Raw genomic sequence first — 22,718 nt, 5'->3', positions numbered from 1 at the left:
TACGCCAAATTACACCTTATTTTGAGATTTTGCTTCCTCAAGATCTTTTTTCCATAGGCCTTTGGGAAGCGGGAATTCTACGTTCTCCTCTACGCCTTCCATTGCGATTACTTCACAAGGTTCAAATTCTTTGAGTCTTTCAATAATTTCTTCAACCAAAATCTCCGGAGCACTTGCACCGGCTGTAATTCCGATACTTTCTACACCTTTAAGCCAACCCGGATCAATCTCAGAAGCGTCATCAAGCAAATAAGCCTTGGTGCCTACCCCTTCGGCTACTTCACGCAAGCGATTGGAGTTCGAACTTGTTTTGCTTCCTACAACTAAAATCAGATCAGAACGCTTAGCCAGTTCTTTTACGGCATCTTGACGGTTCTGAGTGGCATAGCATATATCCGCTTTCTTGGGCTCTAGCACCTTTGGATATTTCCTCTTCAACGCATTAATAACAACTTTAGAATCGTCGCAGGAAATAGTAGTCTGACTGACATAGGCAACTTTCTCAGGATTCTTGAGTTGAAGGTTTTCGACTTGTTCGGCTGATTCCACTACTTCGACATGTTGATCAACCTGACCTACGGTTCCTTCCACTTCCGGATGGCCAACGTGGCCGATCATAATGATTTCATAACCGGCTTTATGCATTTTTGAGACTTCTGCATGAACCTTTCTTACTAAGGGACAAGTGGCATCGTAGATAACTAAATCTCGAGAAGCTGCCTTTTCCGCTACCTTTTTTGGAACTCCGTGGGCAGAAAAAATTAAAACGGAGCCATCGGGTACTTCGTCAATTTCATTGACAAAAATCGAGCCCTTTTGCTTTAGAGCATTAACGACATATTTGTTATGAACGATCTCATGGCGTACATAAATAGGAGCCCCATGGACTTCAAGTGCTCTTTCAACAATTTCTATGGCCCTTTCTACTCCGGCACAAAATCCGCGTGGCTGAGCTAGTATTATCTTCATTGGTCTCTCCGAGTGAATCCTCGATTTTAGTCCAGACACGGTAATCTTAAATTTTTATGGCTACTGTAAGTATGTAACATGTCTTCTTATGACAGTCTTTTCCATCTAGTTGCATAGAAATTTTAAATAGTGAACTCTTTTTCGATCTTCATTAATGAGCAAACGTACGATGAAAAGTTCATTAATCACTTATTTGTTTTAGTAAGCTTCCTTGTGCTGTTGGTATTTTCTTCTAATTCCACTTAAATTGACGACCTTTTCAGCTTTTAGTTTTTTCTTTTAAAGCCGTTCTAAACCTTTACTCTCTTTAGAAATAAATTGACAGAGCATCTTTCCCATAGAAAATATGGAATGAATCAAGCCCCATAGAAATAGCATGGCGAACATTTTGCAGAAAAAGACGAAAACAAAAACCGCCCTCCTCTTTAAAATTAAATCATGTGCCTCTTTTCTAGAATTTTCTAAATGAGAATTTTGCTTGTGCTTTTTCTTTCCTTACCTCTTTTAGCAAGGGGAGAGAGTTCTATCCGCATAGGTCTAGTTGATTACTTTCATTCTGGTCTTTCATCCTCTTTTACACTAGCAACAGTGGAAAGCTTACGAAAGGCTTTTGCTCCTAGAAAAGTTGAAGTAGAAAACGCCCCTGATTCCGAGATTCTGAGTTCTGGTTTATCAGAAAAGTTTGATTTTTTAATTGCACCGCCGTCTTTTTCACTTTCGAAACCAGAGATAAAAGAACGAAGGATTGCCGTTAAAACAAAAGCAGGAAAGACAGAAAAGCACGGTCTTTCCGTTGGCGGTTTAGCTATTACCAAGAAAGATAGAAATGACATTGAGGATTGGAAAAGCTTAAAAGGAAAGATTGTTGCAACAACATTACCCACGGACTTGGGAGCTTGGCTCGCGGTGATCGGAGAAATTAAAAGAGAAAATGGAGTTGAAGATCCTTATAAATTCTTTAAAGAGGTCAAGTTTCTCCAACACGATACACCTAATGTATTAAACACACTTTTAAATGACAAGGCCGATGTTGGATTCATAAATATTTGCCGTTTAGAGGAAGCTGAAAGCGTCGGACTTATACCTGCCGGAAGATTCAAGCCGGTGGGAAAATTAAAAAATACGGAATCTGCTTGTCTCAGGTCAACCGAATTATTTCCAGGCCTTACACTTCTAGCTACTCTAAAGTGTACCCAGGAAGATGCAAAGATTGCAGCTAAAGCCGTTCTCTCAATGCCAGAGGTCGAAGGATATGAATGGTCTAATCTATCTGACTTTACTTCTTTGGATGATCTATTGAAAACTCTAGAAATAGGACCATATTCCTATCTTCGAGATCAAGGAATACGAGGTTTATGGAAAAACTACAAAAATTGGTTCATAAGTGGTCTCGTTCTTCTGTGCCTCCTTTTACTTAACGAGAGAAGATTGCAGAAGATGGTTGAGAAAAAAACAAAAGAAGTTCGAGACCTGAGCCAAGAAAAAATCAAATTACATCAAAATCTGATGGAAACTAGAGAAAGAGTCAACATTCTCGAACACAACAATGTTGTGTCGGGGCTATCTCGTTTGGTCGCTCACGAACTCAAACAACCCTTAACAGTTTGCGCTAATCATATGGCAGTGCTGAAATTACGATTAAATGAACTTTTAAATGAAGACGAACAAAGTGCCGATTCAATTGAAGCACAAGAAAATGCACTGAAAAGAATATCCACAATTGTTGACAGAGTTCGAAACTATGCAAAAAATGAGGCGCTTCCACATGGCGTTTTCAAACTAAATGACATCGTTAGAGGAGCCGTTCAAGATTTCCAAGATGACCATGCGGAAAATCCTGCCTCAATTAAATTGGAATTCTTTACAGAAGCAGACGTCGTTTGTTCGGATATTGAAATTCGTTTAATGTTTTTGAATCTGATTAAAAATGCCGTTACAGCATCGACTCAAGAAGGCAAAGGCTCTGATGTGGTAATTAGGATTGAAAACAATAATATAGAAAGAGATCCAAAAGTAGAGGTTCACGTAACAAACGCAGGAAAAATCCTAGATGATTCTTTTCTTCAGCTCTTAAATTCCTCTATGCCCTCCCTTCCTTCCTCTTCAGGAGGATTAGGATTAGGAGTTTCTTTGATCAAATCTATTGCGGAAAATAATAATGCTGCCGTTGTATATAAAAAAATAGATACTGGAGGCATCAAAGTGATCATCACTTTCGAGGTTGCTTCAATTGACGAGGTTCAAAGAAATGACAAAAACTAACTCAATAAGAATAATTCTTGTAGACGATGACAAAGAAGTGAGATCCAGTGTAGCTGCCTATTTAAGAACCCTTAATTGGGAAGTAAAAGAATTTGCAAGCGCAGAAATGTTTTTACACGCCGGATCATGGGATTCCCCTGGCTGTATGGTGGTGGATCTCACAATGCCAGGGATGGATGGCCTCCAATTACAAAAAGTCCTCCGCCAGAGAGGTTGTAGGTTGCCGATAATTTTTCTTTCAGGGACAGGAACAATTCCCAAAGTGGTTCAGGCCATGTCCGCAGGGGCCGAGACTTTTTTGGAAAAACCTGTCGATCCAAATACTCTTAGAGAATCCATTGTTCAAGCTGTGGCCAAGAGTTTATCTCCCACGCAAAAAAGCCGTGAAGAGGACGAAATAAAGAAAAAGTTTTTATTGCTTACAGAAAGAGAAAAAGAAGTAGCCTTGTTAGTTAGTCAAGGAGTACTGAACAAAAACATTGCGGACAAATTGAACGTCTCTTTGAACTCCGTTAAAACACATAGATCGAACTGTTTTGCAAAATTAGGAGTAAAGACAGCTGTTGAGTTAACTCATTTATTGATGAAATTGAAATGAAGCGTCGTAGTTTTAATGGACTATTTCTGTCACCGGCGATACTTGAATTTTCATTGTCTAACTCTGCCTTCTCGAGAGAGGTACCAATTAAAAAGCAGAGATCAGAGGCCGTTCATGCAGATTTACCTGATGAAGTTTCACTTATTGTCGCGGGAACTGGAGGAGCAGGTCTTTGCGCTGCCATATCAGCGGCAGAAAACGGAATTAGAGATTTGATTGTTATTGATAAGGCACCCATTGTCGGAGGCCATACAATTACAAGTACTGGAACGGTAGCTGCGGTTTGGCCAGAATTACAGAAAAAGCAATTAATAGAAGACTCTCCGGAATTAATGTTTTCTCAAATAATGGCCATAGGTAAGAACAATAATGCACAGCTTGTGAAAACCTTAACGGAACAAAGCGGTTCGGCTCTAGAGTGGATGAGAACGTTAGGGGTTAAATGGAGACCAAAAGTCGGGGCAATTTATGGTTGTCCTCATATTCGGGGCTTCAAAAGTTTAAATCCAAAGAGCGGATACGATTACGTTATGGCTCCTCTAAGAAAGTTAAAAGAGAAAAATGTACCGATCTATCTGGAGACCTCTCTTAAAGATTTTATTATCGGAAAAGATGAAAGACTGGAAAGTGTTTTGATTGAACAAAATACTCCCGAAGGCAAGCTCCTCAAACAAGTTAGAGCAAAAGCTTTGGTCATAGCTACCGGAGGTTTTACAGCTAATGCCGAATTACTGGCTAAATATGCCCCTGGCCAAACCGAAGGGATGATTTCTAATTTTAACCCCCATGGAAATTTATATGACGGAGCTACAGGCGATGCAATCATAATTGCTGAGAAACACAATATTGCTCTATCCCATATGGATTCAATTCAGTGCATTCCAAATGTCGGAGGAAGAACGATTTTGGAGTCCGGATGGGATATCTTCGTTGACCCCAGAGGAAAAAGGTTTGTAAGGGAGGGATGCTCGTGGCAGGAGCTCCGAAAAGCTGTTCAGAAAATACCTGAGAAGTATTATTGGGTTATCACCCCTCAGCACGGGGAAGAAACTGAGAATATTGAATACAAACTTTTGACGGGCTTATTGAAAGTTGTTAACGACTATAAAGAATTAGCTCAAGAACTTAACGTTCAGTTAGAAGAAATTCGAAAAACTATAGATAGATACAATAGAGCGGTGACAGGGGAAGTTGATGATGAAATAGAAATAGCCCAGAATGCCAGAATTCTCCCGCCTCCTCCATATTATGTCGGAAAAGAACAACTTGGTATTCATTCAACACTTGGAGGAATCACGATAAATAATCACTCTCAGGTTTTGTCCAAATCCGGAAAACCTATACCAGGACTCTACGCATGCGGGGAAGTAGTTGGAGGACTCCATGGAGAGGATAAGGTTGCGGGAACAGAAATGACAGGAAACTTTGTTTTTGGACGGATTGCAGGACGTGAAGCTGCAGAATATCTACTGACTTACAAGCGATAAAAATCAACTCTCTGTCTCACCCGTTGAGGTGAGGTAAAAAAAACAGGAAAGTTCAGAATACTTCTTGAGTTAAATGACTTAACCAAGGAGAAAAAAATGTCTCAACTTTCAAGGCGTAGCTTTATTTCAACATCAGCAGTTTTTATTGGCACTGCTTTAACAACAAAAAAATCCTTAGCTGCCACAGCACCCACAAAATGGAGTGAAACTTGTGATGTGCTTGTACTTGGAGGGGGCGCAGCAGGAATGGCCGCTGCAGTTTCAGCAAAAGAAGCCGGAGCAGGCAAAGTCATAGTTGTAGAAAAGAATCCCACTTTATTCTTAAACTCAACAACTTATTCTATGGGACAATTCAGCGCATCTGGATCCCGCGTTATGAAGGACAATGGAGTTAAAGATCCTGGAGCAAAAGTCTTTGCAGAGGAGATCATGAAAGGAGGACATCAAAAGAATGATCCACTTCTGGTCAAAATTTATGCGGAACACTCTGGTGAAACCATCGATTGGTTAAGTGGAATGGGTTTACCATTCCGCCTTATGCCCAACCCTGCCTATGGTGTTTTAAGAACTCACGATCTAGGAGTCCCCCAGACGGGAGCTCGTCACATTGAAGCTCTGAAAAAACGTGCGGATGCTTTAGGAATTCAAATCGTTACCTCTTGCCCCGCCAAAGAGCTCATTACTAATGAAGATAGAAGCGAAGTCCTAGGAGCTGAATGTATCAAAGATAAGAAACCGTTTTTCATTAAGGCAACCAAAGGAGTGATCATTGCCACTGGTGGTTTTATGAGTAATGGAAAACTAGTTGATAACTATCTGCCTGACTTTAAAGGTGCCTTGAGTTGTGCCGGTCCGTCTGCGCAGGGAGACGGCCTGAGAATGGCTCAGAAGATCGGTGCTCAAACACAGTTCATGGGTAATGGAGCGGTATACTGCTATGGGGTGCCAGTCGACAAAGAAAAACGTCGTGGATTAATTTTCCGTGGCCACATTATGAATATATACGGCTCTATTTCTGTCGGGCCCGATGGAAAGCGTTTTGTACGGGACGAACTAGGTGCTACTACAGCAGGAATTGCAGCCTCACGCAAAGGCTACGACAAAACATTTGTTATAGCAACTGAGGCCCAATTAAAGAGCTTCATGGACAAAGACAAGACTCAAGTTATTGGGTGGAGCCAGGAACGCTTCAATAAAGAACTTGAAGAAAATAAAATCTTTGCGAAAAAGGCAGATACCATTGCGGAATTGGCTGATAAATTAGGCATTAACAAAGCAAACTTGCTAAAGACTATCTCTGACTACAATGGTTACGTCAAAACAGGCAAAGATTTAGAGTTTGACAGAAAAGCTCTAAAAGGAGGTTTCGAAAAAGGCCCCTTCTACGGCTTCAAAGCTCAGTATGTTGCAATGGCAAACCTTGGTGGACTCAAACCAGGCGAATCCTTAGAAATTGTTGACGTCTATGACAAACCAATTAAACATCTTTACGCAGTGGGTGAAGCTTTAGGAGGTGTCCACGGTGACTCTTATCTAAGCGGTAATAGCATTGGAGCTTCTTTAACAATAGGTCGTTATATCGGGAAATTAATTGCTAAAAACAAACCAATCAACCAATAAGTAGTTTTTCTTCTTTCGCTAGGGACATCCGTACGATGTCCCTTTGCCTTAGAAAATACAAATAATATAAAAAGTTATTCAAAAGGGACTTTTACTAAAAACAACCGTTTCATTTGCAACATGATATTTCCGAAACTTTCCAAAGTCTGGCAGAGTGAGGACTCCAGGAGTTTAGAAATTTTTTCCCGAAGTTATGCAAAGTGAAAGAAAACAACGTATAATTTGGTGTTTTAGTCCCTAGCCTTTTCACTTTCTGAATTTGCTGAGGGTAAGTTTTAAACAATTTTATTTCTGGAGAGTTAGCGATGGCACGAGTGTGTCAAGTCACCGGCAAAGCTCCAATGGTCGGCAACAATGTTTCGCACGCAAACAACAAAACAAAGCGTCGCTTCATGCCCAATTTGCAATATCGCCGTTTTTGGGTTGAAAGCGAAAACCGCTGGGTTCGTTTGCGCGTGACCAATGCAGCCCTGCGTACAATTGACAAGAACGGCATTGATGCTGTTTTAGCGGACCTTCGCGCCCGCGGCGAAATCTAATCTAAGGAGTTCACCATGGCGAAAGGTATTCGTGAAAAAATCAAATTGGTATCCAGCGCTGGAACCGGCCACTTCTATACAACCACTAAGAACAAACGTAATCAAAGTGGCAAAATGGAAATGAGCAAATACGACCCTGTTGCTCGCAAGCACGTGGTCTACAAAGAAACTAAGTTGAAGTAATTCAGCTAAGATTCTTAGCAGAAAACCGAAGCCTCCGCTTCGGTTTTTTGTTGCCCGGAGAGCTAGAGGCAAAATCGCTGCCCCTGCTCTTCCTTCCTGTCCTACTTCGCAGCCTCTGTTGCCTCTTCAGCTTTTACCTCAACCGGCTTTTCAGCTTCTGCATTTTCCGGAGTATTTTGGGTCAAACGTTTGTTTGGCTTTTCTGATCTTTTCTTCTGAAGTACCGCACCGAAGAAACCATCAGTCTTATTCAAGTGCGGAAGCATCACAAAATATTCTCCGAAGCGTTCCTTCTGATAAGGATTGATTTCTACTCCCTGCTTCTGAAGAATATCAAAAGCATCAAGCAGCTCAAAATCTTCATTCTCTTTCAGGAACTCTTCAATTACGTCCTGATTCTCCCGCTTCAAAATGGAACAGGTGGAATAAACCAAACGACCGCCCGGTTTCAGCATTTTTGCTGCACTGCGCAAGACCGACTTTTGAATATCGTTAATTCTGTTCAGTTCTTCTTCGCCAAATCTCCATTTCAGATCAGGATTCCTTCTGTAGGTTCCGGTTCCGGAGCATGGAGCATCAACAAGAACGCGATCCATCTTTCCGTAAAGACGTTTGATATGCTTGTCGTGTTCATCGCGAATCACAACCGGATAAATATTGCTTAATCCGGCTCTTCTCATACGCGGAGCAAGACCGTTCAGACGCTTCTCATTAACATCAAAAGCATAGATTCGGCCCGAACTCTTCATAAGTGCGCCCAAAGCCAGCGTTTTACCGCCGGCACCGGCACAGAAGTCGCAAATCATTTCGCCGCGTTTAGGCTGCACTAGGCGAGCAATCAGTTGACTGCCTTCATCCTGCACGTCAACCTTGCCTTCTTTGTAAATAGGCCATTGAGTCAGAGCAGGCTTAGTAAAGAGACGGACGCAGTCAGGACTGTATATACCCTTCTCTGCTTTGACGCCGTGCTCTTCCAATTCCAGAATAACTTCATCCGGCGTACTCTTAAGGCTATTAACGCGCAAATCCAAAGGAGCGCCTTCCTGCATGGCTTCAAACAAAGCCTTATGGTCGGTGTACTGTACCACCGCCAAGTCATACAGCCATTTCGGCACTTCAGCTTGAAACTCTTTCGGAGCATCAGAACTCTTAGGAGCAAGCATGTTCTTCAGAGTTTCTTTTTCTTTGCCTAAAATCTGATCATGGATGGCATCTAACCCATGCTGCAGAGCCAACGCAACCAAACCGGTCAAACGCGGTGCTTTGTTAGGTCTTACCGGGTCCATCCTCCAAGTGATCATAGAAAGATGACGCATGGTGTAATAGATGCCTTCGGCAATAAGCGTTCTTTCTCTCGGACCTAAATGCCGTGCATTCTTAAAGTAAATGCTCATCAGAACATCGGCCGGCCCGTCAAGCTTCAAAATAGTTCTTAAAGCTTTGCCCAGTTCATCAACCACTAAAGAAGTGATGCGGACTTGTCCGGGATGCTGCTTCTGCATTCTCGGATTCGGAGCCTTAGTTTTGTCATGCGTTTGACGCTCTTCCGGAGTCATCTTCGCCCAACGTTCTTTCGCCGCTTTTTGTCTGTCAGTTAATTTGCGTTTAGGTGCATCCTGACGCTTATAGCCGGGCTTTCTGGCTGATCTTGGTTTTTCTGTTGCCATTTTTAACTTAGAAAATTGCTAATTGCTCACTGGATTCAAGATCCATCTTAACTGTACCTTCTTCCAGTCGTACTTTTTGACAGGCTACCAGGCGGATTGCCCTTGGGTAGAGAATGTGCTCTTTTTTGAGTACTCTTTCAGCCAGCTTGTCAGGGGTATCTCCTGCTAAAACAGGAACGGCAGCCTGTCCGACTATTTCGCCGCCGTCGAGCACATCGGAAACAAAATGTACCGTTACTCCGTGGATGCGGACGCCCGCTTCCAGCGCTCTTTCATGGGTATGCAGACCGGGGAAAGACGGCAGTAGTGCGGGATGAATGTTGAGAATTCTTCCCGGATACTGACGGACAAAATACGGTGTTAAAACTCGCATAAATCCGGCAAGAACAACCAACTCTCCGTGGAATGCTTCAATTTGCTTGACCAGATCTCTCTCGAAGCTTTCTCTGTCTTCATACTTCTTATGATCAACTACTGCGGTCGGAATGCCGACGCTTTGAGCAAATTCCAAACCAGCGGCTTCAGGGCGGTTGGAGATAACGCCGACAATGCGAATATCCCAAATCTCAGCCCATTTTTCTTTTACGCTTGTTTCATAAACTGCTTTAAAGTTGCTTCCGCGCCCGGAAATGAGAACGACGATGTTTTTCATAAAATTGAACACTGATATTAGAAAGGCCTGTGGCCTTTGATAAGGTAATCTGATCGAGTATACACAATAAGAGGTTCTGAAACTCTGGCTCAAAATTGATGCATTCCTATTTCCAAGGAAACTTCTTGTTAGAAAAGTTTCTTACATTCAAAAATGAGAATCCAAATCGATGCTGGCATAATTGATCGTTACAGTTATTTTTTGAGATTTGAGGAAAATGAAAGTTTTTCGGGGACTGCCAAAACCAGAAGATAGATTGGACTGTGCCGTGGCCATCGGCAACTTTGACGGTGTACATCTCGGCCATCAGGCTTTAATTCGGGAAGTAGTTGAGGCTGCACACGCCAGACTGTTATGCCCGGCTATTCTGACTTTTGAACCTCATCCTCGGGAATTTTTTAATCCGGCTGCCGCCCCCGCAAGAATCTTAAGCCTTCACGACAAAGTGGAGGCATTGAAGGGAAGCGGGATCGAAAGAGTCTACATTGTTAAATTCGATGAAAAGCTGGCTTCCTTAAGTCCGTATGACTTCGTTAAAGACCTGCTAGTACAAGGTCTGCACGCTCGTTGGGTCACCGTGGGAGAAAACTTTCACTTCGGTGCTAAGAGAGCGGGAGATTTCCATACCCTGGAAGATCTGGGAAAAGAATTTCATTTTGAAGTTCATCCTATGCCCATGATTTATCACGGGGAGGCGGCAATTTCCAGCTCCCGCATTCGTCAAGCTTTAGCCAGAGGTGACATTGCTTCGGCAAACTATATGCTTGGACGCCATTACAGCCTTTCCGGAAAAGTTCTTCACGGAAAACAGTTAGGCCGCAAGCTCGGCTTTCCAACGATTAATCAAAGAATTCTTCCTCCGTACTCCAAAGCACGCCCGGCAATCACCGGTGTCTACGCCGTAAAAGCTCACGGGATTGCTCCGCGCCCGATTGAAGGCGTTGCTTGTATCGGAAAAAGACCGACCGTCGATGATCACGGTGAGTATTTACTCGAAACTCACTTATTTAATTTCCATGAAGACCTATATGACAAGATTGTCAATGTAGAATTCTTTGCGAAGATCCGAGATGAGAAGAAATTCAATTCTCTCGAAGAGTTGCGGGCAGCTATTGCTGATGACCAGAAAAAGGCAAAGCAAATTTTAGGCTTGTCCGTTTAGTTTTTTTATTAACCTTGAAGAGCCCGAGGGGGCCAAGGAATTATGTCAAAAGCAAATAAACAGAATTCGGATGCGGCCGAAGTAAAAAAATTTCCGTTAAATCTTCCTGACACTGAATTTCCGATGAGAGGCAATTTGCCTAAGCGTGAGCCAGAATTCATTAAGGAATGGGAAGCCAAGGATGTTTACGGAAAAATCAGAGCAGCACGCAAAGGTGCGCCTAAATTTCTTCTCCACGACGGCCCTCCCTATGCAAACGGCAACATTCACGTCGGACACGCTGTCAATAAAGTTCTAAAGGACATCATCTGCAAAACCCGTACACTCCAGGGGTTTGATGCTCCTTACGTCCCGGGTTGGGACTGCCATGGCATGCCGATCGAAATTCAAATTGAAAAGACTTACGGCAAGAATCTTCCTAAAGAAGAAATCATGGCTAAATGCCGCGCCTACGCCAAAGAACAAATTAAGAATCAAATGGCAGGCTTCAAGCGCCTCGGCGTTCTCGGCGATTGGTCAGATCCATATCTGACCATGCGCCCGAAAACTGAAGCAGAAGAAATTCGCGCTCTCGGTATTATTTTGGAAAAAGGTTACGTCTACCGTGGTCTTAAACCCGTTAACTGGTGCTTCGATTGCAAGAGTGCTTTAGCTGAAGCTGAAGTTGAATACGCGGACAGAAGCAGCCCCGCTATTGACGTTGCTTTCCCCTTGGCCGATGAAGACAAAGCCAGAGCCGAAGAGCTTTTCAATGTCAAATTGACCAAGCCGACCGCAACCGTAATCTGGACAACCACTCTTTGGACAATCCCGGCCAACCAGGCTTTGAACTTCAGCCCGGAGTTGGACTATGTTGTTGTTGAAACTCCGCATAGAAACTTCATCCTTGCTGAAGGCCTGTATGAAGATGCTCTCAAACGTTATGGCTTAGAAGGAAAAGTTATCGGTAAAGCAAAAGGCTCCGATCTTTATCACCTTCGTTTCAAACATCCTCTTGCCGGTCTCGACAAAGGCTATGACAGATTTTCTCCTGTCATCATCGCCGATTACGTTGACGCAACAGCCGGTACCGGTATCGTTCACAGTGCTCCTGCATACGGTGTAGACGACTACGTCTCCTGTAAGAAGGACGGCTTAACCAACGACGAGATTCTCAATCCCGTTCAGGCAGACGGTGTTTATGCCTCTTGGCTGCCGATGTTTGCCGGATTAAATATTTGGAAAGCTCAGCCGAAAATTTTGGATGCATTGACTGTTGCCGGCAACCTCCTCAATCACGAGACTATCAGCCACAGCTACATGCACTGCTGGCGTCATAAGACACCGCTGATTTACAGAGCAACTAACCAGTGGTTTATCAGAATGGATGAACCGGTCGCTGACTCTGAGGGCGTCTGCAAGCCTGTTGAAAAAGAACCTGTTCTTCGCAAAGTCGCATTAGAAGCTGTTGAAGCCACGACTTTCTATCCTGAATGGGGCGAAGTCAGACTCCACAACATGATCGCCAACCGTCCTGACTGGTGTATCTCCAGACAGAGAACCTGGGGTGTTCCTCTGCCCTTCTTGATCAATAAAGAAACCGGCAAACTTCACCCGGACACACTGAAAATCTTGAGAGACGTTGCAGACAAAGTTGAACAAGGCGGCATCGAAGTTTGGACGCAGTTGAAAGTCTCCGACCTCATCGATAAAGATGTTGATTTGTATGAAAAATCCACTGATACGTTAGATGTTTGGTTTGATTCCGGTACCACTCATATGACTGTCATGAGAGGCTCTCACGCTGACAAGCTCGGCTATCCTGCAGACTTGTACCTCGAAGGAAGCGACCAACACAGAGGGTGGTTCCACTCTTCTCTTCTGACCGGCTGCGCCATCGATAAGAGAGCTCCGTACAAAGCTCTGCTCACGCACGGCTTTACCGTAGACGAAGAAGGCCGCAAGATGAGCAAATCTTTAGGCAACGTCATTCTGCCTTCCGAAATTGCCGATAAATACGGTGCTGAAATTATCCGTTTGTGGGTCGGCAGCTCCGATTACACCGGTGAAATTTCTCTCGGTCAGACAATTCTGAAAGGTACCGTAGATTCCTACCGTCGCTTCAGAAATACCATCCGCTTCCTCTTGGCCAACACCAACGACTTTGATATTGAAAAAGACGCCGTTCCGGTTGAAGAGTTAGCAGAACTGGATAGATGGGCTATCGCAAGAACTCAACAGCTTCAAGACGAAGTTTTGACTAAGTACGATGCTTATGATTTCCATATGGTTTCCTCCATGCTGCAGCTCTTTGCAAGCGATGATTTGGGCGGTTTCTATTTGGATATTCTCAAGGATCGTCTGTACACAACAGCTGCCGATTCAAAGGCTCGTCGTTCCGCTCAGACAGCATTGTGGTATCTGACCAATGCCTTCTTGAAGATGATTGCTCCGATTCTTTCCTTCACTGCTGAAGAGGCATATTCCTTCTTCAACCCGAAGAGCTCCGGAACCATCTTCACGGAAAAATTCGAAGCCCTTCCTGTCATCAGCGAATCCGTTGAACTGCTCAACAAATGGGCTGTCATCCGCGCTATCCGCTCTGATGTCCAGAAAGAAATTGAAGTTCTCAGAGCTGAAGGCAAAGTCGGTTCCTCATTACAAGCAGCTGTGGAACTGAAGGTACCGCAAACCGAATACGATATCCTCCAGACTTTAGGCGACGAACTTCGCTACGTCTTCATCACAAGTTCCGCAAAACTTGTCGGTGTCTCTGACAAACGCGAAATTATCGTTAAGCCGATGACCGAAAAGAAATGCGAACGCTGCTGGCAATACGTTGAAAGCGTCGGAAAAGACCAGAACTATCCGACACTGTGCTGCCGCTGCGTAGGCAATTTGTTCGGTGTTCCTGAAGAACGTAAATTTGCTTAATTGATGGCTTCAAAAAAAACTAATAATTGGAACTGGACCGCGGTATTCCTGTGGTCCCTCTTTGCTGCACTGCTTATCGGACTTGATCAATGGACCAAGTACTGGATTCAGCATCGGATGATTGTCGGTGACTCAGAAAGAGTCACTGACTTCTTCAATCTCGTCGTTGCTTACAACACCGGTGCAGCATTCTCTTTTCTTGCAGATGCCGGCGGATGGCAGCAGCCGATTTTCTTGGTGCTAGCCCTTGTTATTTCCGTCGTCATTCTGTGTCTTATTGCTAAAAACAGTTCGAAACCCGTTTTGTGCTTCGGACTGTCTCTCGTTTTAGCCGGTGCCATTGGAAATGCCTACGACCGCATGAATTTAGGTTATGTCGTCGATTTTCTGGACTTCCATGCATTTAACTATCATTGGCCCGCATTTAACGTTGCTGACATTTGTATTTGCGTCGGCGCTTTCATTGTCATTATTTGGGAATTTTTCCGTTCCAAGTAATCTTTCTAAGGATGTCGTATGCACATTCTAAAAGGCAAAAAAATACTTCTGGGCATTACCGGAAGCATTGCTGCTTATAAAGCGTGTGAGCTCATCCGTCTGCTTGTCAAAAATCAGGCGGAAGTTCAGGTAGTGCTTACGGAGGCCGCCTCCCATTTCGTCGGTGAAGCCACCTTCGAGGCTCTTACCCGAAGAAAAGTTGCCAAAAATATGTGGGACCCTTCCAACAGCACAATCGCTCATATCGATCTTGTTGATTGGGCTGATCTCATCGTAGTAGCCCCGGCAACCGCCAACTTCATTGCAAAACTTCGGAACGGCATTTGCGATGATCTTCTCAGTTCTTTATGTGCAGCCCGCAAGACACCGATAATCATTGCTCCGGCAATGAATGCTTTTATGTGGAACAACCCGGCAAATCTAGAGAACGTCGAAAAGCTTCAAAGCTGGCCCGATGTTTCGTTCTCGGGTCCTGAAGCCGGCATTCAAGCTTGCGGAGATAACGGCAAAGGAAGACTCAAAGAGCCGGCAGACATCGCTGAGGACATTAGCCGGGCTTTTTATCCTAAACTTCTGTCGGGTAAAAAAGTATTGATTACGGCAGGACCGACTTTTGAAGCGCTCGATCCGGTCCGAGGAATTACCAATTCCTCCAGCGGAAAACAAGGCTACAGCATTGCATCTGCCTGCAGCCGTTACGGGGCAGATGTTTTACTGGTATCAGGACCGGTGCACCAACAGACGCCTGCAGGAGCAGAACGATTTAACGTCACGAGTGCCGAAGAGATGAAAAATTGCGTTATGCAGCTCTTAGATAAGGAAAAACCGGACGTTTTCATTTCAGTTGCCGCCGTAGCGGATTATCGCCCGGCTCACTTTTCTGATAAGAAAATCAAAAAAGAAAACTCTTCGGATTCCTACACTCTGGAACTGACAAAGAATCCGGATATCCTTTCCTTAGTTGGCCATTTAGAAAACAAGCCCCTTTGCATCGGCTTTGCGGCCGAAACTAATGATGTCATCGAAAACGGCCAGCTTAAGCTTCAGAGAAAAGGCGCAGATTTAATTGTCGCCAATCCTGCCAATGCGATTAATTCTGACTCCAATGACGCCGTGTTCATTACAAAGGACGGCCTAAAAACACTCGGGCCCGGAAGCAAAGAAGCATTAGCCGACACACTTGTATTAGAAATCAACAGACTCTTGAAGGACAGAAACTGTGAACGTTCAAATTAAATACTTAGATCCACGGGCAAAAGAATTCAAACCCTCCTACGGAACAGCCGGATCTGCCGGAGTTGACTTAAGAGCCATGATTGATAAACCTATTGTGGTCGAACCGGGAGAAACTTATCTCATCGGCACGGGAATTAGCATCTATCTGCGGGATCCAAACTATGCTGCGCTTGTTCTTCCGCGCTCAGGTCTCGGCCATAAGCACGGAATAGTTCTCGGCAATTTAGTCGGCTTGATTGACTCCGATTACCAAGGCGAACTGAAAGTCTCCTGCTGGAATCGTTCGAGTGAAGCTTTCACCGTTCAGCCTCTGGACAGAATTGCACAGATGATTATTGTGCCTGTGGTTCACGCTCAATTCGAAGAGGTTGAAGAGTTCCAAGAAACCGAACGAGGAACGGGAGGTTTCGGTTCCTCCGGAATTGGTTAATTTCTCTGCAAGAAAGCCGCATTCAGCGGCTTTCTGCTTATTCTTGCTAATTATTGTGCGAAACTTCTGCGGGCAACTCTTGAGCCGAGTCGGTCGTTTCAGATTTTGGGATAATCGGAGCCGGCTCGATATCTAAAGTCACTTTTTCCTGCGCATCCAATCCAATTTTGACCTTTCCACCTCGGCTTAGCTGACCGAAAAGCAGTTCATCGGCCAATGCTTTTCTCACCGTATTCTGAATCAAGCGGGACATCGGACGAGCTCCCATCTTCGGATCAAACCCTTTCTTAGCCAAGAATTCTTTAAGCTCTTCCGTAAATGTCGCCTCCACTTTTTTCATGTGAAGCTGGGTTTCAATTTCCAGGAGGAATTTATCAACCACTTTTCTAATTTCGTTTGTTCCTAGTGCTTTAAAGGAAACAATCGCATCCAAGCGGTTGCGAAATTCAGGCGTAAAGGTCTTATTAATCTCAATCTGCTCATCGCCGTAATGCGTCGAGTTAAGAAAACCGATGGAGGATTTGCTCAAATCTCTGGCCCCGGCATTAGTCGTCAAGATCAAAATAACGTTTCTAAAGTCTGCTGTTTTACCGTTGTTGTCCGTCAATGCGCCGTGATCCATCACCTGTAGAAGGATGTTGTAAATATCCGGATGAGCTTTTTCAATTTCATCTAGCAGCAGAACGGAATGCGGATGCTTGCCGATTTCTTCAGTCAATAATCCGCCTTGATCAAAGCCGACGTATCCCGGAGGCGCACCAATCAAGCGCGACACGGAGAATTTCTCCATGTACTCACTCATATCAAAACGTATCAGCTTAACCCCCATGGCTGAGGCCAGCTGTTTTGCTAATTCTGTTTTACCGACGCCTGTAGGCCCGGCAAACAAGAAAGCACCAATTGGCCTATCTGTCTTGCCAAGACCGCTCCTAGAGAGTTTTATCGCGTCTGAAATAGCGTCAATAGCCGGATCCTGACCGTAAATTACATTCTTCAATGTTTGAGCCAAAGTCTTCAATCGATTCTTGTCGTCCGAAGAAACGGTCTGGGGAGGCACCCTCGCCATCTTTGTAATGACTTCCTCAATATCCGCCTTGGTAACAATATTGCTCTTGCCGTCCGAATGCAATCTTTTTCTTGCACCGGCTTCATCGATAACATCGATGGCCTTATCAGGAAGTTTTTTATCGGAGATAAAGCGGTCGGAAAGTTCAACTGCTGCAACAATGGCTGAGTCTTTGTAAACCACACTGTGATGTTCCTCAAACTTGCCGCTCAAACCCTTAAGAATTTCTATTGTTTCCTTGACGGTCGGTTCAGTCACATCAATCTTCTGGAAACGTCTCATCAGGGCGGAGTCTTTGCTGAAAATTTTTCTGAGTTCGTCGTAGGTTGTGGCCCCGACGACTCGCAGAGTACCCTTTGCCAGATGGGGCTTCATCATGGTTGCGGCATCTGATGCACTGCCCTCGGTAGTACCGGCCCCTAAAATCTGATGAATTTCATCAATGAAGAGAATGGTCTTCGGCTTGGATTCAACTTCCTTAATAAGGTTCTTCATTCTTTCTTCGAAGTCGCCGCGATAATGAGCGCCGGCAAGCATTGAGCCGACATCCACGGAATAAACTTCGAAGTCTGATAAGAATTTAGGAACTTCTCCTTTTACGATCTTGTAAGCGAGTCCTTCGCCGATTGCAGTCTTACCGACACCGGCCTCACCGACAAGAATAGGATTATTCTTCCTTCTTCTTGCCAGGACCTGGATAACTCTTTCAATTTCTTCGCTTCGGCCGATCAATGGATCAATGCGGCCTTCTTTAACCTCATTGTTTAAGTTCAACGCATAGGTGTCTAAAGCGGATTTTCGTCTTTTACTTTCTCTCGCATCTTCCTCGGCCTCTTGTGCTCCGAGTTCTTCGCTCTCGGCCAAGATGGTTTCGATGTATTCGGCAAGAACGTTTCTATCGATACCGTGCTGATTAAGAAGGTAGACCGCTTCGCAGTCCTTTTCCGCCAGCAAAGCATCGAGCAGATCTAAGCTGTCGACTTCTTCTCGGTTTTCCGACTGTGCTTGAATAATGGCACGCTGCAAAACTCGTGAGTACCCAACGGTCACGTCCGGATTCTTATCCTTAGCAAGTTTATTTTGCTCAGCTATCTCTTTTGAAATAACCAGGTTAATCTCGTTTTCGAGTTCGTGAGTATCAACTTCTTGTTCTTCCAAGAACTCCTCGACCTCTCCTCCCTGCAGAAGTCCCCATAGCAAATACTCTAGAGTCAGATACTCAACTCCGTCGCTTCTTCCTCGAAGGAAGACAATCATCATTAATTTTTGAACTTCTTTACTTAAACTACTCATTTTCTTCTATGGTTATCTTAAGCGGATAGCCTTCAGCTCTTGCCATTTCACGGGATTTCATCATTTTTGTTTCGGCTAAATCCTTGCTGTAAATCCCTGCAACACCGCGCCCTTCTTCATGCACTTTCAGCATGATCGTCATCGCGTCTTCCGTTGATTTTCCGAATACCTCTTTCAGGAGCATTACAACAAACTCCATTGTCGTTACATCGTCGTTATGGAGAATGACACTCCATCTATTCGGTCTCTTATAAGGCTTAACCTTCGGTTTTACCCTTGTTGACGATCCAGTTTGCGAGCAAGACATATCACTAATTTTTGTGGTTAGATAACAACAATTAAATGCGGACAAACCGCCAAAATACTTTTTCCTTGTCCGAACCCAACTATCAGACAATTTTGACTAAATAACCTCAGAGTAAGGGTTACAAAGCATTTTTTTCTGTAATAAAGATATGCGCTTGTCCCAACTCATCTTGTCAATGATACTTTGTCCTCGTTGACAATTCTCCCGTATACATTAAAAATCTAGTTACTGTCAGTCTTTTCTCACAGACAGTAAGGCAGTACCGCAGTAGTAGTCAGGTTTCAGCAAAAGGTCTTACCGGTTGTGAAAATCCAGCTTAACGAACTGTCAAAAACACATTCAGTGGCGGGTGAGCACCAGAGACAACGCCGTTAAATTTTTGGAGATATAAAAAATGGCAACAGGAACCGTAAAATGGTTTAACGACGTAAAAGGCTACGGATTCATCACTCCCGATGACGGCGGTGAAGATCTCTTCGCTCATTTCTCTGCAATCAAGATGGACGGCTTCAAGACCCTCAAAGAAGGTCAGAAAGTTACCTATGATGTGAAAGTCGGTGAAAAAGGCAAACAAGCTGACAACATCAAACTGGTTTAATTCGAAATCTTAGCTATAAAAACTCGGCTCAGACCGAGTTTTTCTTTTCCATGAAATACTGCTGCCGCATTCTCTTAGCTCTGCTCCTGCCGATGGCCGTTAATGCCGCCGAACTAAAAGAGATTCAAATCAATCAAAAAATCATTCAAGTGGAAATTGCTGACACTGACCAAGAAAGAGAAATCGGCCTGATGTACCGCAAGAAACTTCCAGCTGAAAATGGAATGCTCTTTAAATTCGACTATGCCATGCCGGTCTGCATGTGGATGAAAAACACCTACATTCCGCTCTCGGTCGCTTTTATTGACAGCAACGGGACAATAATCAATATCGAAAAAATGCACCCCCTGACAGAGAATATTCACTGCAGCAAAAGAGCAGCGAAATACGCTCTTGAAATGAATCAAGGCTGGTTCGAAAAAAACAACATAAAGAAAGGGGACAAAGTCGCCTCCCTTAAATAAAACCGCAGGCTCCTCGCCTGCGGTTTTCTCTCATCCAATCAATTCAATTATTGAAGATTCTTTTCTACGAATTCCCAGTTAACGAGATGTTCGAGGAATGTTGTAACGAACTGGGCTCTGACATTGTAGTAGTCCAGATAGTAAGCATGTTCCCAAACGTCGCAAACCATCAAAGGCTTAGATGGAGAGGAAATCGGGGAGCCTGCATTGCTGGTATTAAGAATGTCTAAAGTACCGTTTTCTGTTTGAATCAGCCATGTCCAGCCGGAACCGAAATTGCCGGCAGCACTCTTAATGAACTGTTCTTTGAATGCATCATAGTTTTCCCACTTAGCCTCGATCGCTGCTAAAACTCGGCCGGTAGGAACTCCGCCGCCGTTAGGAGTTAAGCTGTTCCAGAAGAAAGTGTGGTTCCAATTTTGAGATGCGTTATTGAAAATTGGACCCTGTTGAGTAGTACGGATAATCTCCTCTAAAGGCATTGATTCATAGTCTGTACCAGCAATCAATGTGTTGAGTGTGTCAACGTAGCCTTTATGATGTTTTCCATAGTGATAGCTCAGAGTCTTTTCGCTCATGTAAGGCTCGAGAGCATTCATCGCAAAAGGAAGAGGAGGAAGTGTAAATGCCATTTGGGGTCTCCTAGTGTTTATTATTTCTTGCGGTATTATGCATAGTTTTAAGTGTTTTTGCTAGTGATCCTCTCAACTCGAGCATTAATGGTTCGATCATAGAAAATCACTTGAATCTCTTGGCCTTCCTGCAGCTCTTCACCCCTTCTGACAACCTCATTTTTACGCTTAACAATAGCGTATCCGAGTTGTAGCATTTTGTTAGGATCCAGTCCTGAAAGTTTCGTCTCCAGATTAATTAAACTATTCCGCCTTACCGTCAGTTTCATTTGGCCATAAGCGCGCATTGACTCGGCGGCGATTTTTATCGAATCATTCTTCAAAACCGGCCTTTGTTTGCGCAGACTCTGCAGACTGCCGAGAAGCCTTTGTCTCTGGAAAACAACCTCGCTGAAAAACCCCTTAAACAGGGCCAAAATATATTGTCTGGTTTCTTTTTTTCCTTCAGCAATCCTTGCATCCGGAGTTTCCAATCGATAAAGTGCCGGAGTTTTTAGCTGAATAAAGAATCCTTCTCTCTGCACTTTAATCTTTTCTAATAGATGATGGAGATCTTTGGATCTGTCCTGAAACTGAACCTTATTTTTAAAACCGCAAATCTCGTAAAACAGTTTTTGACTTTGACGCCCTCTATGGTCTTGGAAATTCTTTGCGAGTCCTTGTGCTAAAAAAGCCAGTTTGTCTTTGTAGCCCGCCAACAGAATATCCAAAGGCGGAAGTTCAATTTTCAGCTGACGTTCCCTTGAAGCCAAACTTTGATTGACTAAATTAGAGATACGAACCAAACAGGAAGAATATTGAGAGGCTTTCGGCACAAAAGAAATCCTCCCCATACTATGAAGCTTTTTCTGCAAATTTGTCTGTGAAGTAAATAAAAAATTGCTTGCGCTTCCTTTAAAGCCCAGAAGATCTTTTTTAAAACGATCCGAGTAATAGTTCAGAAAAACATCGGGAGACTCAAAAAGTCTGGAGGCATAAGCCGTCTGGTTTTCAGAACGGCTCAAAAAGTTCTCGATGTCTTTGTAAAGGGTCCGGCACAGTTTCTCCACACGCAAAAGGAGCTCTTCTTTTGGCGCAGCCGCTGCCACAGCAGCCGCCGTAGGATTCGGAGCCCAGATATCAGCGGCAAAGTCTGCAATGGTCTGATCACTGTCATGGCCGATACCGGTGATCACCGGAATGCTGCACTGGCGGATGGCTCTGGCGACCTTCTCTTCGTTAAAGCACCATAAGTCTTCTATAGAACCTCCCCCGCGAACAAGAAGCAAAACATCAACCTCTTTTCTTTCTGATGCAATTCGAAGCGAACGAACTATACCCTCGGCAGCCGCAGCCCCTTGTACAAAGGTCGGATAAACAATGATGTCAACGTATGGTGAATATCTTTTTAGCCGAGTAAGGACATCTTTTAAAGCTGCGGTTTGAAGCCCTGTAACGACTCCTACAGTTCTCGGTGCCAGAGGAACCGGCCGTTTCAGCTCACGCTGGAAAAGTCCCTCGTCAGACAGCTTCTTCTTTAATGCAAGAAATTTTTCAAAGAGTTCTCCTTGTCCGCTTCTGACCATTCGGCGGACTTCCAGAGACAGTTTTCCGGTTTTACCGTAGAGGCTCAGATTGCCTCCGACTTTAACCTTGTCGCCGATAGCCGGACTAAAAGTTACGGCGTAATTTTTAGAAGCGAACATCATGCAGTTTAAAACTGCCTCTTCATCCTTGATAGCAAAATACCAATGCCCGCTCGCACGGTTATTATTAAAAGAAGAGATTTCCCCTTCGACAAGAAGAGTCCTCATCGACTTAACCGTCCAATCAATTTTCTGAACCGCTTCCGAGACGGTCATAATTCTCGGATCTTTTACTGTATTTACTATCTCACTCAATCTTCACTCCTTGATGCATGAATATTAAGCCAATTATTTTTTTGTTCGTGAACAAAGAACATATTGAGCCGTTATTTTTTACCCTTATCCACATAATCCACAAAGTTATCCACAATTTTATTCACCACCGTTGAGAATGCCGATGAGTTTATGTAACTTATTGAATTTAAATATAATTTTTGAATTAACAAAGGTGGAAAAGCTAAAAAATCCTTTTAAATTCAAAATAGTTATGCACACTTTCCAGAAGTTATCCACAAAG

Annotated in this window: 21 protein-coding genes; 13 read left to right on the top strand and 8 right to left on the bottom strand. The window is 43.9% G+C overall.

The features are described 5' to 3' along the window. Positions 1-9: 9 nt before the first annotated feature. Complete coding sequence (ispH, locus tag RDK53_RS00440; protein WP_308512775.1) at positions 10-969, bottom strand: 4-hydroxy-3-methylbut-2-enyl diphosphate reductase; 960 nt, start codon at positions 967-969, stop codon at positions 10-12. Between the two features lie 551 nt (positions 970-1,520). Next, positions 1,521-1,853: a hypothetical protein gene (locus tag RDK53_RS12230; RefSeq protein ID WP_374041549.1), complete on the bottom strand. Its 333-nt coding sequence runs from the start codon at positions 1,851-1,853 to the stop codon at positions 1,521-1,523. On the opposite strand from RDK53_RS12230, the gene RDK53_RS00435 reads away from it, so the two are divergent. From RDK53_RS00435 to rpmG, 6 genes are all read left to right on the top strand, one after another. Next, on the top strand, positions 1,777-3,231 hold the full coding sequence (locus RDK53_RS00435) for an ATP-binding protein (RefSeq protein WP_374041547.1): 1,455 nt from the start codon (positions 1,777-1,779) through the stop codon (positions 3,229-3,231). The two genes, RDK53_RS12230 and RDK53_RS00435, sit on opposite strands and share 77 nt — an antisense overlap. Further along, the gene (locus RDK53_RS00430; RefSeq protein WP_308512773.1) at positions 3,218-3,829 is read left to right on the top strand and encodes a response regulator; all 612 of its coding nucleotides are present in this window, start codon (positions 3,218-3,220) and stop codon (positions 3,827-3,829) included. Before RDK53_RS00435 ends, RDK53_RS00430 begins: the two co-directional genes overlap by 14 nt. Beyond that, entirely contained in the window at positions 3,826-5,316 is a 1,491-nt protein-coding gene (locus RDK53_RS00425; protein WP_308512772.1) for an FAD-dependent oxidoreductase, read from the top strand. Before RDK53_RS00430 ends, RDK53_RS00425 begins: the two co-directional genes overlap by 4 nt. A gap of 96 nt (positions 5,317-5,412) precedes the next feature. Next, complete coding sequence (locus RDK53_RS00420; RefSeq protein ID WP_308512771.1) at positions 5,413-6,936, top strand: FAD-dependent oxidoreductase; 1,524 nt, start codon at positions 5,413-5,415, stop codon at positions 6,934-6,936. 305 nt (positions 6,937-7,241) lie between these two features. Then, a complete protein-coding gene (gene rpmB, locus RDK53_RS00415) occupies positions 7,242-7,475 on the top strand; it encodes a 50S ribosomal protein L28 (protein ID WP_066590859.1) in 234 nt (77 codons plus the stop codon). Between the two features lie 15 nt (positions 7,476-7,490). Then, the gene (rpmG, locus tag RDK53_RS00410) at positions 7,491-7,658 is read left to right on the top strand and encodes a 50S ribosomal protein L33 (RefSeq protein WP_066590853.1); all 168 of its coding nucleotides are present in this window, start codon (positions 7,491-7,493) and stop codon (positions 7,656-7,658) included. A 101-nt stretch (positions 7,659-7,759) separates the two neighbouring features. On the opposite strand, the gene RDK53_RS00405 is transcribed toward rpmG, so the two are convergent. Together RDK53_RS00405 and purN are read right to left on the bottom strand one after the other, a co-directional pair. Beyond that, the gene (locus tag RDK53_RS00405) at positions 7,760-9,325 is read right to left on the bottom strand and encodes an RsmB/NOP family class I SAM-dependent RNA methyltransferase (RefSeq protein WP_308512770.1); all 1,566 of its coding nucleotides are present in this window, start codon (positions 9,323-9,325) and stop codon (positions 7,760-7,762) included. Positions 9,326-9,332: 7 nt separating this feature from the next. Further along, entirely contained in the window at positions 9,333-9,977 is a 645-nt protein-coding gene (gene purN / locus RDK53_RS00400) for a phosphoribosylglycinamide formyltransferase (protein ID WP_308512769.1), read from the bottom strand. Positions 9,978-10,194: 217 nt separating this feature from the next. Here purN and RDK53_RS00395 point away from each other — a divergent pair, with 217 nt between their 5' ends. From RDK53_RS00395 to dut, 5 genes are read left to right on the top strand one after another with little or no spacing between them, the layout of a single operon-like run. Beyond that, positions 10,195-11,139 (top strand): bifunctional riboflavin kinase/FAD synthetase, encoded by a 945-nt coding sequence (locus RDK53_RS00395; protein WP_308512768.1) that lies wholly within the window; start codon positions 10,195-10,197, stop codon positions 11,137-11,139. A gap of 42 nt (positions 11,140-11,181) precedes the next feature. After that, the gene (ileS, locus tag RDK53_RS00390) at positions 11,182-14,052 is read left to right on the top strand and encodes an isoleucine--tRNA ligase (RefSeq protein ID WP_308512767.1); all 2,871 of its coding nucleotides are present in this window, start codon (positions 11,182-11,184) and stop codon (positions 14,050-14,052) included. A 3-nt stretch (positions 14,053-14,055) separates the two neighbouring features. Further along, positions 14,056-14,550 (top strand): signal peptidase II, encoded by a 495-nt coding sequence (lspA, locus tag RDK53_RS00385; RefSeq protein WP_308512766.1) that lies wholly within the window; start codon positions 14,056-14,058, stop codon positions 14,548-14,550. Positions 14,551-14,568: 18 nt separating this feature from the next. After that, positions 14,569-15,786 carry a bifunctional phosphopantothenoylcysteine decarboxylase/phosphopantothenate--cysteine ligase CoaBC gene (gene coaBC / locus RDK53_RS00380; RefSeq protein WP_308512765.1) on the top strand — a complete coding sequence of 406 codons (1,218 nt, stop codon included), beginning with the start codon at positions 14,569-14,571 and terminating at the stop codon, positions 15,784-15,786. Next, positions 15,770-16,216, top strand: a complete 447-nt coding sequence (gene dut, locus RDK53_RS00375; protein ID WP_308512764.1) for a dUTP diphosphatase — start codon at positions 15,770-15,772, stop codon at positions 16,214-16,216. The genes coaBC and dut overlap by 17 nt, the downstream gene beginning before the upstream one ends. Positions 16,217-16,262: 46 nt before the next feature. Here dut and RDK53_RS00370 read toward each other — a convergent pair whose 3' ends face one another. Together RDK53_RS00370 and RDK53_RS00365 are read right to left on the bottom strand one after the other, a co-directional pair. Beyond that, a complete protein-coding gene (locus RDK53_RS00370; protein ID WP_308512763.1) occupies positions 16,263-18,575 on the bottom strand; it encodes an AAA family ATPase in 2,313 nt (770 codons plus the stop codon). After that, positions 18,568-18,882, bottom strand: a complete 315-nt coding sequence (locus RDK53_RS00365; RefSeq protein ID WP_066590835.1) for an ATP-dependent Clp protease adaptor ClpS — start codon at positions 18,880-18,882, stop codon at positions 18,568-18,570. The genes RDK53_RS00370 and RDK53_RS00365 overlap by 8 nt, the downstream gene beginning before the upstream one ends. Before the next feature lie 394 nt (positions 18,883-19,276). Between RDK53_RS00365 and RDK53_RS00360 the strand changes: the two genes are divergently transcribed. Both RDK53_RS00360 and RDK53_RS00355 read left to right on the top strand, forming a co-directional pair. Further along, the gene (locus RDK53_RS00360) at positions 19,277-19,480 is read left to right on the top strand and encodes a cold-shock protein (protein WP_308512762.1); all 204 of its coding nucleotides are present in this window, start codon (positions 19,277-19,279) and stop codon (positions 19,478-19,480) included. A gap of 50 nt (positions 19,481-19,530) precedes the next feature. Continuing rightward, entirely contained in the window at positions 19,531-19,944 is a 414-nt protein-coding gene (locus tag RDK53_RS00355) for a DUF192 domain-containing protein (protein WP_308512761.1), read from the top strand. Between the two features lie 47 nt (positions 19,945-19,991). Here RDK53_RS00355 and RDK53_RS00350 read toward each other — a convergent pair whose 3' ends face one another. Both RDK53_RS00350 and xseA read right to left on the bottom strand, forming a co-directional pair. After that, the gene (locus RDK53_RS00350; protein ID WP_308512760.1) at positions 19,992-20,576 is read right to left on the bottom strand and encodes a superoxide dismutase; all 585 of its coding nucleotides are present in this window, start codon (positions 20,574-20,576) and stop codon (positions 19,992-19,994) included. A 47-nt stretch (positions 20,577-20,623) separates the two neighbouring features. Further along, positions 20,624-22,456, bottom strand: a complete 1,833-nt coding sequence (gene xseA / locus RDK53_RS00345; protein ID WP_308512759.1) for an exodeoxyribonuclease VII large subunit — start codon at positions 22,454-22,456, stop codon at positions 20,624-20,626. Positions 22,457-22,718: the final 262 nt, after the last annotated feature.

Origin of the sequence: uncultured Turicimonas sp., assembly GCF_902477955.1 — a bacterium.
In the GTDB taxonomy this organism is placed as follows: Bacteria; Pseudomonadota; Gammaproteobacteria; order Burkholderiales; family Burkholderiaceae_F; genus Turicimonas.
Note: the sequence above shows the minus strand (reverse complement) of the source record. Positions and strands in the feature narration are given on the sequence as shown.

Excerpts from the sequence above, each read along its gene's own strand:
- ispH (WP_308512775.1), bottom strand. The coding sequence starts at position 969 with ATGAAGATAATACTAGCTCAGCCACGCGGATTTTGTGCCGGAGTAGAA.
- RDK53_RS00430 (WP_308512773.1), top strand. The coding sequence starts at position 3,218 with ATGACAAAAACTAACTCAATAAGAATAATTCTTGTAGACGATGACAAA.
- RDK53_RS00425 (WP_308512772.1), top strand. The coding sequence starts at position 3,826 with ATGAAGCGTCGTAGTTTTAATGGACTATTTCTGTCACCGGCGATACTT.
- RDK53_RS00420 (WP_308512771.1), top strand. The coding sequence starts at position 5,413 with ATGTCTCAACTTTCAAGGCGTAGCTTTATTTCAACATCAGCAGTTTTT.
- rpmB (WP_066590859.1), top strand. The coding sequence starts at position 7,242 with ATGGCACGAGTGTGTCAAGTCACCGGCAAAGCTCCAATGGTCGGCAAC.
- rpmG (WP_066590853.1), top strand. The coding sequence starts at position 7,491 with ATGGCGAAAGGTATTCGTGAAAAAATCAAATTGGTATCCAGCGCTGGA.
- RDK53_RS00405 (WP_308512770.1), bottom strand. The coding sequence starts at position 9,325 with ATGGCAACAGAAAAACCAAGATCAGCCAGAAAGCCCGGCTATAAGCGT.
- purN (WP_308512769.1), bottom strand. The coding sequence starts at position 9,977 with ATGAAAAACATCGTCGTTCTCATTTCCGGGCGCGGAAGCAACTTTAAA.
- RDK53_RS00395 (WP_308512768.1), top strand. The coding sequence starts at position 10,195 with ATGAAAGTTTTTCGGGGACTGCCAAAACCAGAAGATAGATTGGACTGT.
- ileS (WP_308512767.1), top strand. The coding sequence starts at position 11,182 with ATGTCAAAAGCAAATAAACAGAATTCGGATGCGGCCGAAGTAAAAAAA.
- lspA (WP_308512766.1), top strand. The coding sequence starts at position 14,056 with ATGGCTTCAAAAAAAACTAATAATTGGAACTGGACCGCGGTATTCCTG.
- coaBC (WP_308512765.1), top strand. The coding sequence starts at position 14,569 with ATGCACATTCTAAAAGGCAAAAAAATACTTCTGGGCATTACCGGAAGC.
- RDK53_RS00370 (WP_308512763.1), bottom strand. The coding sequence starts at position 18,575 with ATGAGTAGTTTAAGTAAAGAAGTTCAAAAATTAATGATGATTGTCTTC.
- RDK53_RS00365 (WP_066590835.1), bottom strand. The coding sequence starts at position 18,882 with ATGTCTTGCTCGCAAACTGGATCGTCAACAAGGGTAAAACCGAAGGTT.
- RDK53_RS00360 (WP_308512762.1), top strand. The coding sequence starts at position 19,277 with ATGGCAACAGGAACCGTAAAATGGTTTAACGACGTAAAAGGCTACGGA.
- RDK53_RS00355 (WP_308512761.1), top strand. The coding sequence starts at position 19,531 with ATGAAATACTGCTGCCGCATTCTCTTAGCTCTGCTCCTGCCGATGGCC.
- RDK53_RS00350 (WP_308512760.1), bottom strand. The coding sequence starts at position 20,576 with ATGGCATTTACACTTCCTCCTCTTCCTTTTGCGATGAATGCTCTCGAG.